We start from the raw sequence: 12032 nt of genomic DNA on the forward strand, positions 1-12032 counted from the left end.
CGGCAGAAAATCCTCATTAATCTCATAGCCGATGGAATGGCGGTCCAGATTTTTGGCGGCCAGTGAAGTAGTGCCACTCCCTAAAAAGGGATCTAAAACCGTCTCCCCGACAAAGCTGAACATCTTAATCAGCCGCCGGGGCAGTTCCTCCGGGAACATGGCCAGATGCTGGCGCTGCTTTTCGCCGGGAAAATTCCAGTGGCCGTAAAAATAGGTATTCCATTCCTCGGTGGTCAGACGGGACCGTTCCTTAAGGTCTTTGGGGACCGGAGGCGGGACACCTAATTTTTTAAAGATCAGGATGAACTCATAATCCAGTTTTAACAGGCCATTGCGGGGATAGGGAAAGGAGCCCATGATGGTGGCGCCGCCGCTGGTATGGCAGGTGGTGACTTTTTGCCAGATAATCGCCCCCAGGTAGTCAAAACCAATGGTCTCACAGAACTTGATGATCTCGGTGCGGATGGGGATGATCTTATAGCGGCCATAATAGGCGGCACGGGCAAATTGATCGCCGATGTTGATACACAGGCGGCAGCCCGGATGCAAGACCCGCCAGCATTCCTGCCAGACTAAATTGAGATGGTTGATGTAACTTTCATAACTCTCATGATAACCGATCTGATCGGGGGGGCCATAGTCTTTCAATTGCCAATATGGGGGTGAGGTAATGACCAGATGCACCGACTCGTCTGGTACCAAGCGCATGTCACAGGAATCGCCAAAGATAATCTGGTGCCTGGTTAACAAAGAGACCCCTCGATCCGGCAGAGCGCTGCTGCAATTAATTTTACATAGTACCTTTTCAGGGTCAAGACGTCAAGCTGAAGCCTATAACGATTAGCAAACCAAACGTTTTGTTAGAATTTGCTTCTTTGTAAGAAGAATATAGCTTAAATAGAACCAGGGGGAGAAAGGGCCAGGAATCGCAGAGCCCTGACCTCAAATTAACCTGTTACATGCTGTAGGTGGTGACTGTGCACTAAATTATTGGGAGATAATTGTTTGGGCGCTAATCTGTAAAAAAATTATTAGGAATGGGCGCTGTGGGCGAACCGGCCTCTAATCATGGCATATGGCCGAAAATGGGGAATAAAGCTTGAACCCTTTTTAAGTAATAAGTCCTTTGAGCACAGGAAATAATGAAAACTTATTAGCAGATCAGGCATCAGGTAATAATTCGACTGTTCATATTAAAGATTTTACTAAAATCGGGGCCGTTGCTTGGACTTAATTCCAGTCTTACAGAGCTTCGTCCATCTCCCGGGCTACCTTTCGGACCTCATCGATAATATTAACAATGGATTCCAATTGTTCGCTGATGCTCTGGAGCTTTTGATAATGGCAGGATTCCTGTTCAAGTTCTAACAGCAAAAGATCAATGGTCCCGGTAACCACTACCAGAGGTTGGGCCAGCTCATGAAGTCGCTGGCGGATATTCTTGCCCGCGGCAACCACATCCATATCGTCTGCCAGCTTATTTCCGGTTGGTGATCCACCCCTGGCCTGGGCAGGACTTCGCCTCGCCTTGAAACCCTTTTGGGGCTGCATTCTTATTTTCATGTTGGCTCCCTCGTTGTGGTTTAATAATCTGGAAACCGTTTTCTGTATTTCATCAATAACTTGCAAAATAACCTTTAACTGCCGTTGGACAGCCTGTAAGGCGTTGTTATAGTTGGTCTCTTGATCGAGTTCCACCAATAATAAGTTTACTGTCCCGGAAACCAAGGCAATGGGTTGAGACAAGAAATTTAGTGCTCGGCGGATATTTTCAATGGCCGCAAAAGATTCGCTGATTCCACCCGCATTGCTTTCAGAGGTTAATGGGTTTTCCATAGACTCAGTTTCCAATGGCCCGGAGGTGACAGACTTGCCTGGCTGATACTTGGAATCCATAGGTGAACTCTGTCCCTCGCAGATTTAAGGTTGCAAAATTTAAGCCAACCACCTAACATAATAATGATCAGGTAGTTAAATTTGTCTGTTTAGAATCTTTAAGAAAAGCTTGGGTGGTTTTCTATAATCACCCTGAGCTCGAGTTAAACAGCCACAATCAAGAAAAGTTAGAGTCCAGTTTCAGCAATTTTGAATGGCAATGAAAACTATAATTAGGGTTTACCTGTTGAGATAAATCTTCCTACTTGCTATGCAAACAACTGCTTTGCCATCTACTTATACATCGGAAGAGCTATGGAAAAACTTGAAGTGGTAAATCAAAAAAATCTGGTTATTGGGCAGGCTTCCCGACGTCAGATACACCGTCTGGGACTGATGCATCGCTCGGTACATATTTTTGTATTTGATGCCCAAGGCCGGCTTTACTTACAGCGACGCAGTGCCCAGAAAGACCAGTACCCGGGACATTGGGACTCCTCGGCCGCGGGACATGTGGACCCAGGAGAAAGTTACGAGACCTGTGCCCGTCGGGAATTATGGGAAGAATTGGGGATTAAGGCCCGGTTGTATTGGCTGGCCCGAATTCCGGCCTCAGCCCAGACCGGCTGGGAACATGTAGATTTTTATGCATGCCGGGCAGAGACTGAACCCCGGCCAAACCTGGAGGAAATTGACACCGGAGGTTTTTTTGCGGTTGCGGAAATTGAGGCCTGGTTGCGCGATCCAGGAATAAAAATCGCACCGGGATTCCGGTGTCTATTTGTCCTATGGCGACATCTGGCTTCTCAGATTCAGGGTCCGGAGGCCGCCGTCTTGAACCGCGTCCCGGAGGTTTAATCGCGCGGCACGGCCAGCATGCGGTTTACCGCGGTCAGGGCCTTAAGACGAATCTCTTCGGGGATCCGAATGACGTGCTTGAGCTCTCGTAAGGCAGAAATGACATCATCAAGAGAGATCCGCTTCATATCCGGACAGAGCAGGCAGGAGGAGGGGCAATAGAAATGTTTTTGGGGATTTTCTTTCTGCAAGGTATGGATTAAGCCCATTTCGGTGCCGACAATAAATTCCCTCTGCGCCGATTGGCGGGCATAAACCAGCATCCCGGAGGTACTGCGAATCACTTCGGCCAGATCCAACACCTCAGGGCGACATTCCGGATGAGCCATAAAGATGGCCCCAGGATGGGCGGCTTTACAGGCTTCCACCTCTTCTTTGGTAAAGTTGTCGTGAATATTACAGCATCCCTGCCAGTAGAGAACTTGTTTATTGGTGTACCGGGCGGTATAGAGAGCCAGATTGCGATCCGGCACCATCAACACCCGGGGGTCCGGCAATGAATTGACCACCCGGATGGCGTTGGCCGAAGTGCAGCAGATATCGCTTTCGGCCTTGACATCAGCATAAGAATTGACGTAAGTGACTACCGGCACCCCGGGCAGCTCGTGCTTGCGAGCCCGAAGGGCAGCGGCAGTAATGGTGTCGGCCATATAACAGCCAACATCCAGGCGGGGTAACAGCACCAGCTTGTCGGGACAGAGAATTGCTGCGGTTTCGGCCATAAAGCGGACCCCGCAGAACACGATTACTTCCGCGCTGGTTTGGGCCGCCTCAATGGACAAACCCAGGGAATCGCCGGTCAGATCGGCAATATCCTGGATTTCCCCCGGTTGATAGTTATGGGCCAGAAGAATGCCATGTCGTTTGGCCAGCCACTGACGCACCTCCTGTGGCCCGGAAGTTAAAGTCATAGGTAATTATCTCTAAGTCTATACTTTCCTAGCCTGTTGCACCCCAAGTATAGGGGTTGCGGGGACAGCCGCCCAGCTACATCATTTCTTTTACCACTTCTACGCCAGGGGGAGGGGTAAAGCTAAAAAAATCCGCCGGCAATTTTATGTTGAGCTGGAGCTGACTAAAGTTTATATGGGTCAGATCACCGTAGGCATTAGCAAATTCGATTTCCTGCACCTGATAGGATTGGGGGTCGATGGTAAGTGCCAGCCACTTCAGATCCGGCTGGGGGGTTACTGGTCTGAGGTCGATCTTCAGCGGCACACCTTCCCGATAAGGACGCCGCCAGGCAATGGTAAAATCTTGCTGAAGATTGCCCATCCCGGAAAAAAACCGCATCACCAGATCGGAACGCATAACCTGCGCCAACGGATAAACCCAGACCATGTGGTCCTGAGGGATATAAATCCAGACCTGCTGGCCGTCGGCGATAACCTCTTTACGCTGTCCAGGGGGATTGAGATATTCCCACCGCATCTGACAAGGTTTGCGGAAATATACCCAACCCTCCGCGGTATCGGTTGCTCCCGAGGCCCGCCGGCTGGAGACCTGCCGAAAATAGGCCTTAAACGCGCCGGTGATATCATACTTTTGTTGCACCTGAGCTACCACCTCCTGGGGGGTAAGGGCGACTGCCGGGCTGCTCAGGAGGGACAATAAAAGTAGTACGGGCAGCATTAACAGTCCCAACCGGCAAAACCTGATTGTCATGCGTCACTCCAGCGATTTATTCCTAATTACTGAATAGGCAACTTTCATTAGATATCAGACAACCCCTGGACCTGTCAAGCAAGGCGGGCATTCCGATACAATTCTTTAGCCTGAAAAGAGCTCCGTACCAGCGGTCCGGCAGCCACTCCTTTGAAGCCCAGTTCGCAGGCGACCTGGGACCAGTGGGCAAACTCCTCCGGCAGCACATACCGGGCTACCGGACTATGAGCCCCGGAAGGAGCCAGGTATTGTCCCAGGGTGACCAATTCCACGGCTGCGGTCCGCAAGTCTTGGAGGACCTGATAAACCTCGTCCGGGGTCTCCCCCAGACCGAGCATCAGCCCGGATTTGGTCATGACTTTCGGCGTCAGGTAATTGATCTGGGAAAGAACCTGAAGCGAGCGGTAATAATCGGCCCCCGGCCGCACCCGACGATAAAGCCGGGGCACGGTCTCGATGTTATGCCCCCAGACTTCTGGGCCCGAGGCTGCGACTGACTCCAGGGCCGCGGCGCGGCCGCCGAAATCCGGAGTTAAGATTTCGAGGCTGACGCCTCGGGTTCCCAGCCGGACAGTGCGCACCACCTGAGCAAAATGGCCGGCGCCGCCATCAGCCAGATCATCCCGGGTCACCGAAGTTATGATGACATGGGAAAGACCCAATTCCCGTACGGCCTGCAACAGACGGAAGGGTTCATCTTCGGCCACCGACGCCGGCTGGCCGCGGGCCACGGCGCAGAACCGGCAGCCCCGGGTGCAGACTTCTCCTAATATCAAGAAGGTCGCCACCCGCTGAGAAAAGCAACTGCCTAGATTAGGGCAACGGCCGCTTTGACATATAGTTTTCAGTTGCAAGTTGCGCAAAATCAGGTTAGTTTTGTGATAATTCGGAAGCAATGAATGATGTTGGAGAACGGCCAATCGGTCTGCCAGCCACCCCGGAAATTTCATTAACGGTTCCTTTCGACTGACCCTGCTATCTTGTCGATAGACCAAAACCAGTTGTAACTTTGGTAAAATCTAAATATATTATAAACCAAAACATTATGGTTCTATGGTATCCTCTAACCCGCCGACCCGCAACTCCGGAACCATAATTAAGGAGGAAAGAACTGATGGCACCCGGACGTTTCTGTTTTGCTTTTGAGGAAGGAGACGGCAAAAATAAACAGCTACTGGGCGGCAAGGGAGCTAATCTGTGTGAAATGACTCAGATCGGCTTGCCCGTCCCCCCTGGATTCGTGATTTCCACCGAGGCCTGCCTTAAATATTTTGAACAGGGGGAGAAACTCCCGGAAGGTCTGATGGACGAGGTCCGGCACTATATGGCGGCCTTGGAAGAAAAAACCGGCAAAGGCGTGGGAAATCCAGAAAACCCTCTCTTGGTCTCGGTGCGGTCGGGTTCGGCAATGTCGATGCCAGGGATGATGGACACCATCCTTAACCTGGGTCTCAACGATGAAACGGTCCAGGGCATGATTCAGCTTACCAAGAATGAGCGTTTTGTGTATGATTCTTACCGGCGTCTGCTACAACTATTTGGCAAGATCTGTCTGGGGATAGCCGACGAACATTTTGACGAGGTCTTTGAAAAAGTCAAAAAAGAGCAACATGCCACCTTTGACACGGAGTTGACCGCCACGGCACTGCGCGAGGTTTGCGAGCGTTTCAAGGAGGTTATCCAAAAGCGCACCGGCAAATCTTTTCCCCAGGACCCCTGGCAGCAACTGGAAACCGCCATAGAAGCGGTCTTCAAATCCTGGATGGGCAAGCGGGCAGTGGATTATCGCCGCCAATTTAAAATAACCCCAGAGATGGCCAACGGCACCGCAGTAAATATTGTCACCATGGTCTTTGGCAATCTGGGCAATGATTCGGCTACCGGCGTGGGATTCACCCGGGACCCAGGGACCGGGGAAAACCGGCTCTACGGCGACTATCTGATCAATGCTCAGGGGGAAGACGTGGTGGCCGGAATCCGTACTCCTCGCCCGCTGCGGGATTTGCGTCAGGATATGCCGGATGTCTATCGCGACCTGGAGAAACTGCGCCATACCTTAGAAAAACATTACCGGGAGGTGCAGGACTTTGAGTTCACCATTGAACGGGGCAAACTCTACGCCCTCCAGACCCGCAACGGTAAAATGAATGCCTGGGCCTCGATCAAGACCTCGGTGGACATGGTTAATGAGGGGCTATTCAACGAGGAGGTGGCCATTTCCCGGGTCCAACCCGACATGTTGGAACAATTGCTGCATCGTCGGATCGACCCCGATGCCAAAGTTGAGCCGGTATTGAGCGGCATTGCCGCGTCGCCCGGCGCGGCGGTGGGCAAGGTCGTCTTTGATGCGGATCGGGCCGAACAATTAGGTCGTTTGGGAGAACCGATAATTCTGGTGCGCATTGAAACCAAGCCCGAGGACATTCATGGATTTTTTGCCTCCCAGGGCATTCTGACCAGCCGGGGTGGCAAAACTTCTCACGCCGCGGTGGTCGCCCGCGGGATGGGGAAACCCTGCGTGGCTGGAGCCGAGAGCCTGGAAATCCAGTACGACCTTAAAGAGGCCCGCATCGATGAGCAAATTCTGCGGGAAGGTGATCTCATTACCATCGACGGCAGCAATGGCAATGTTTATTTGGGGCCAGTCCCCATGCTGGAGCCGGAATTTTCGGAGGACGTCTTCACTCTGTTGGATTGGTCCGATGAACATGCCGATCTGGAAGTCTGGGCCAATGCTGATACCCCGGAAATGGCGGCCTTGGCTCGAAAATATGGGGCCAAAGGCATCGGCCTGTGCCGCACCGAGCGCATGTTTAACGATCCCGAGCGCTTGCCGGTGGTCCGGGAGCTAATCCTGGCGGATACCCCGGAAGCTCGGAAGATGGCCATTGATCGCCTGATGCCCATGCAACGCTCTGATTTCCTTGAAATCTTCCGGGTCATGAGTGGATTGCCGGTGACCATCCGCCTGCTGGATCCGCCGCTGCATGAATTTCTACCTACAGCCGAAGATCTACAAAGCGAAATTAGCAACCTGAAGGAATTTAACCAGATCATGCGGTCGTTGGAGCAACTGCCAGAGACCTTGATGGTTCTGGACCCTGAACTCCGCAAATATATCCCTGGCATTGAGGCCGTGGGCCGGGAATTCAGCGATTACAAGCAGCGCGGCCTGGACGAAAAACTGCTCCGACAGAAGGAAACCACCCTGCGCAAAGTCAAGGCCCTGGCGGAAGTCAACCCCATGCTGGGCCATCGCGGGGTGCGGGTCGCCATCTCTTATCCGGAAATCTACGAAATGCAGATCAGGGCCATCTTCGAAGCAACTGCCCAGGGGTTGCGGGAGGGACTGGATGTCAGGCCTGAGATTATGGTGCCCCAGGTCTGCACCCTGCAAGAATTGCTCTGGGTTCATCGCCGGGTGGTAGCCATCCATGAGGAGATTGAAAAGCGTTACAATGTCAAGATCAAGTATAAGTTCGGCACCATGATTGAAGTGGTCCGGGCCTGTATGCGGGCCGGCAAGCTGGCTGAGGTGGCGGAATTTTTCTCCTTTGGCACCAATGACCTGACCCAGGCCACCTTCTCGTTTTCCCGGGAGGACGCCGAAAACAAGTTTTTGCCGCTATATACGGAACACCAGATCTTGCAGGATAACCCCTTTGAGGTTCTGGACATCAAGGGGGTCGGCCGGCTGATGCAGGTGGCCATCGAATGGGGCCGCAAGACCCGTCCTGACCTTAAAGTGGGGATTTGTGGCGAACACGGTGGAGAACCGCGGTCAATCGCCATGTGCCGTCAACTGGGGCTCAATTACGTCTCTTGTTCACCCTTACGGGTGCCAGTGGCCCGGCTGGCCGCGGCCCATGCCAAACTAGGGGCCGAGAAAGCGTTAATCTCTTTGTAAGACATCTTTGTTGACCAGCATGGTTCATCCAGGGGCTTTGTTTGCCGGCTTACTTAGGATGTTGAATAAAATGTAAGTAATAAATCCAAAAAGGTAGGATAAAAATGAAACAATGGAAGATCCTGGCCGTAATAGGTGTGCTGTTAACATTCCTTATCTGTCTGTCGCTTGGCTGTGCGGAAAAGAAGGAGGAGCCAGCCAAAACTGAGCCCCCGGCAACCGAAAAGAAGGTTAAAGAAGAAGCCAAAGAGGCCCTCGAATCTTCTACCGCGTACCTCCAACAACAAAAAGCCGAGTACCAGGGAAAAATCGAGTCCCAGTTGCAGGATCTCGACCAAAAGATCGCAGATCTTAAATCCAAGGCCGAAACCCTGAGCGGCGAGGCCAAGACCAAACTTGAGGAACAAATGGCGCAGTTGCAGGAGCAACAACAGGCAGTGCAGGAAAAGCTAAAGGACCTGCAAGACAAAACCGCGGAAGCCTGGAAAAAAGCCAAAACCCAATTAGACGCCGCCCTGGAAAATCTTAAGCAAGCTTATGATGAGGCGGTTTCTCAAGCGGAATAATTTCGCGCCACGATGCTTAGACTGTCCCATCCTGGCTTAATTACCTGGCCTGCAGAGGACAGGCTTGTCAACCCCTGAAGGAGAGCCTCCATGCCCCGTATTATTTTAGTCCGACACGGCGAAACCCCCTGGAACAAAGACAAGATTTTCCGCGGCAGCGTCGATATCCCCTTGAATGACACCGGCCGGGAAGAAGCACGTCTGGCCGGAGAATGGCTCAAGGCGGAAAAAATTGACGCGGCTTACAGTTCCCCGCTCTCCCGAGCGGTGGAGACCGCGGAAAACATCGCCCGCCACCACGGCCTCACCGTTCAGACTCTAGAAGGTCTGACCGACCTTAATTACGGCGACTGGCAGGGTATGCCCTTGGCCGAGGTCAAGGAAAAATATTCCGATCTCTACCGGCAATGGGAAACCCTGCCTCATACCGTCCGTTTTCCCAATGGCGAGACCTTGGAAGAAGTTCGGGTTCGGGCCCTGGCCGCAGTCGATGAGGTGCTCCAGCGCCATCCGGACCAGACCATTCTTTTGGCCGCCCACCGGGTGGTCAACAAGGTGCTGATCGCCGCCTTTATCGGGCTGGACAACTCCCATTTCTGGCGCATCGGTCAGGATACCACTGCCATCAATCGCTTTGACAAGGTCGGCCCCATATGGAACATCGTCACCATCAACGACAACTGCCACCTACGTTCCATGGCCCGCGGGGAATATGTCGACTTTTAGCCAAAATCCCATACCCGTAAAAGTCTATTTAGTGTTCCCAAGTACAACTGGGGAACGGGTTAAATCAGGTTTCTTATTTTTGCAGCTTGGCTGTTGACAGAATGCGAGCGATAAGCTGACTGGTGGAGCGATCAGGGATCAGGGGGATGATCATTACCTGGCCGCCCCAGGATTCTACTTCCTGGCGACCGACAATTTGCTCTAAATTATAATCCCCGCCTTTGACCAGGATATCCGGCTTCAGGGTTTGGATCAGGGCCAGCGGGGTGTCTTCGCTGAACAATACCACCCCCGCCACACAGGCCAGGGCAGCCAGGATTTGAGCCCGATCGGCCTCGGGGGTCAGGGGCCGTTTGGGTCCCTTGGCCAGTCGTTGGACCGAACTGTCGGTATTAAGTCCCACCAACAAAAGGTCTCCCAGAGAGCGGGCGGCTTCCAAAAAGTATACATGTCCGGCGTGCAGCAGGTCAAAGCAGCCGTTGGTAAAGACTACTCGCTGTCCCTGCGCCTGGGCTGCTTGCACGTGCTGACGGGCCGCCTCCCAGGTCATGATCTTATGGCGGGTATCAAACTCAGGCATAACCCACCCGGGCCACGGTGAGCACTTCCACCTGGCGGGCCCCCGCCTTTCTTAGCACTTTGGCACATTCGCTGACCGTGGCCCCGGTGGTGAACACGTCATCGATCAGCAGGATATTTTTTCCGGCAACGGCCTCAGGGTTAGTCACCGCAAAGGCGCGGCGCACGTTCTCTAACCGCTCTTTGCCGCTTAAGCCGACCTGAGGAGTCGTCCAACGGCTCCGGATGAGCAGGTCACGGCCCAGCGGTACAGCTGAAAAGGCTTGAGCCAGAATCAGGGCCTGGTTGAAACCGCGGCTCCTGACCCGGCGGGGATGCAGGGGCACCGGCAGGATGAGGTCGGCGGCTTGGGCCATCTCCAGTCCTGCCGGAGTAGCCAGCCATTCTTTCAGCACCCGGGCATAGACCTGTCGGCGATGGTATTTAAACCGGTGAATAGCTTCCAGTACCACCCCTTCATAAAAGGCCACGGCTCGGGCGCGGTGATAGGGCGGGGGGTGAAGCTGACAGTTGCCGCAAAGGTGATCAAAACCAACGCCTTTAAACGGTGCCCCACAGACCGGACACATAGGGCTGTGAATCCATTGCACCTGGGACCGGCAGTCTGGACAAATAACTGCACCAGGCTCGGAGTTGACCGCCGCCCCGCAGAATAAGCAAAACCGCGGCAGAAAGAAATCCAGGATGGTGAGACCAAAGTTTTGCAGCCGGACACAGCCAAACTTCCTGAGCGCCATTACCAAACTCTGGGTCTTTGTGCCTTTGTGATTCAAAATATATATGCCCCGCTATTTTTGAAACCGGAAGAACAGGATTTCACCGTCCTGGACCACATAATCCCGGCCTTCGACATGCATCAGGCCGGCTTCCTTGACTCTAGCCGCGGAGCCCAGCCTGACCAGGTCATCGAAGGCCATCACCTCCACCCGGATAAAGCCCTGCTCCATATCCGAATGGATCTTACCGGCGCAACGCACCGCCGGGGTGCCGGCGGCCACGGTCCAGGCCCGGACCTCGGGACCGACGATGGTATAGAAAGTAATAAGTCGCAGCAGACCATAGCTTTCCCGAATTAGGCGATGCAAACCCGATTCGCTCAGGCCGGAGGCGGCCAGAAATTCAGCCTGGTCTTCAGGCGGCAAAGTACGGATTTCAGCCTCCAGATCACCCAACAGCGGAATCAACGGCGTTTGACGGGCGGCGGCCACCTCTTCCAGCGCCGGGAGATACCGCCGTTCTTGCATTTCAGTTTCGCTCAGGTTAGCCACCAGCAGACAGGGCTTCCGAGTCAGCAGGGGGATTTCTTTGAGCATCTCCTGGTCGACGGCGCTCAGGGCAAGTTTGCTGGCCCACTGGCCCTGGTTAAGAAACTCTTCCAGGCGTTGCAGCAGGTTTAGCAGGGCCAGGACGCGCTTATCGCCGCTGCGGGCCTGTTTTTCGGTTTTTACCCGCTGGCGGCCGATTATCTCCAGATCCGCCAGCAGCAGCTCGGTCTCAATGATTTCCACGTCCCGCACCGGGTTCAGGTCATCGGGGGTATGGGAGATGTCGCCCGCCTCAAAGCAGCGCACCACATGCACTAAAAGGTCGACGTTGCGAATCTGGGCTAAGAACTGATTGCCCAGGCCCTCCCCCTGGCTGGCCCCTTTGATCAGCCCGGCCAGATCAACGAATTCAATGGTGGTAGGGGTGAGTTTGGGGGGCTTAAGCAATTGTCCCAGGGTCTCCAGCCGCTCATCGGGCACGGGGACCACCCCGATATTTGGGCTAACAGTGGTAAATGGATAACTTGCGACCACAGCCTGCCCTGCAGTAAGGGCATTGAAGATAGTGGACTTGCCGACATTGGGCAGCCC

General features: G+C 53.6%; 12 protein-coding genes. 4 read left to right on the forward strand and 8 right to left on the reverse strand.

The window, feature by feature from the left end:
• Positions 1-708 (reverse strand): site-specific DNA-methyltransferase (locus tag JRG72_10330; protein ID MBW2135600.1); only part of this gene is annotated, 708 nt, incomplete at its 3' end.
• A gap of 534 nt (positions 709-1242) precedes the next feature.
• The gene (locus tag JRG72_10335) at positions 1243-1836 is read right to left on the reverse strand and encodes a hypothetical protein (GenBank protein MBW2135601.1); all 594 of its coding nucleotides are present in this window, start codon (positions 1834-1836) and stop codon (positions 1243-1245) included.
• A gap of 354 nt (positions 1837-2190) precedes the next feature.
• Between JRG72_10335 and JRG72_10340 the strand changes: the two genes are divergently transcribed.
• Complete coding sequence (locus tag JRG72_10340; protein ID MBW2135602.1) at positions 2191-2733, forward strand: NUDIX domain-containing protein; 543 nt, start codon at positions 2191-2193, stop codon at positions 2731-2733.
• Here the strand turns inward: JRG72_10340 and nadA are convergent.
• The 3 genes from nadA to lipA form a co-directional block, all read right to left on the reverse strand.
• Positions 2730-3644, reverse strand: a complete 915-nt coding sequence (gene nadA, locus JRG72_10345) for a quinolinate synthase NadA (protein ID MBW2135603.1) — start codon at positions 3642-3644, stop codon at positions 2730-2732. The genes JRG72_10340 and nadA overlap by 4 nt on opposite strands.
• Before the next feature lie 76 nt (positions 3645-3720).
• Positions 3721-4398 (reverse strand): outer membrane lipoprotein carrier protein LolA, encoded by a 678-nt coding sequence (locus JRG72_10350; GenBank protein MBW2135604.1) that lies wholly within the window; start codon positions 4396-4398, stop codon positions 3721-3723.
• Positions 4399-4472: 74 nt separating this feature from the next.
• The gene (gene lipA, locus JRG72_10355; protein ID MBW2135605.1) at positions 4473-5348 is read right to left on the reverse strand and encodes a lipoyl synthase; all 876 of its coding nucleotides are present in this window, start codon (positions 5346-5348) and stop codon (positions 4473-4475) included.
• A gap of 164 nt (positions 5349-5512) precedes the next feature.
• On the opposite strand from lipA, the gene JRG72_10360 reads away from it, so the two are divergent.
• The 3 genes from JRG72_10360 to JRG72_10370 all read left to right on the forward strand — a co-directional run bounded on the left by JRG72_10360 (position 5513) and on the right by JRG72_10370 (position 9597).
• Positions 5513-8305: a pyruvate, phosphate dikinase gene (locus JRG72_10360; protein MBW2135606.1), complete on the forward strand. Its 2793-nt coding sequence runs from the start codon at positions 5513-5515 to the stop codon at positions 8303-8305.
• Between the two features lie 104 nt (positions 8306-8409).
• The gene (locus JRG72_10365; GenBank protein ID MBW2135607.1) at positions 8410-8871 is read left to right on the forward strand and encodes a hypothetical protein; all 462 of its coding nucleotides are present in this window, start codon (positions 8410-8412) and stop codon (positions 8869-8871) included.
• A gap of 90 nt (positions 8872-8961) precedes the next feature.
• A complete protein-coding gene (locus JRG72_10370) occupies positions 8962-9597 on the forward strand; it encodes a histidine phosphatase family protein (protein ID MBW2135608.1) in 636 nt (211 codons plus the stop codon).
• Between the two features lie 73 nt (positions 9598-9670).
• Here the strand turns inward: JRG72_10370 and rfaE2 are convergent, their stop codons facing one another.
• The 3 genes from rfaE2 to ychF form a co-directional block, all read right to left on the reverse strand.
• The gene (rfaE2, locus tag JRG72_10375) at positions 9671-10177 is read right to left on the reverse strand and encodes a D-glycero-beta-D-manno-heptose 1-phosphate adenylyltransferase (GenBank protein MBW2135609.1); all 507 of its coding nucleotides are present in this window, start codon (positions 10175-10177) and stop codon (positions 9671-9673) included.
• Complete coding sequence (locus JRG72_10380) at positions 10170-10913, reverse strand: ComF family protein (protein ID MBW2135610.1); 744 nt, start codon at positions 10911-10913, stop codon at positions 10170-10172. Before JRG72_10380 ends, rfaE2 begins: the two co-directional genes overlap by 8 nt.
• A gap of 51 nt (positions 10914-10964) precedes the next feature.
• A partial coding sequence (ychF, locus tag JRG72_10385; GenBank protein ID MBW2135611.1) for a redox-regulated ATPase YchF occupies positions 10965-12032 on the reverse strand: 1068 nt, incomplete at its 5' end.

This window comes from Deltaproteobacteria bacterium (assembly GCA_019309545.1).
Lineage (GTDB): Bacteria > Desulfobacterota > Desulfobaccia > Desulfobaccales > Desulfobaccaceae > Desulfobacca_B.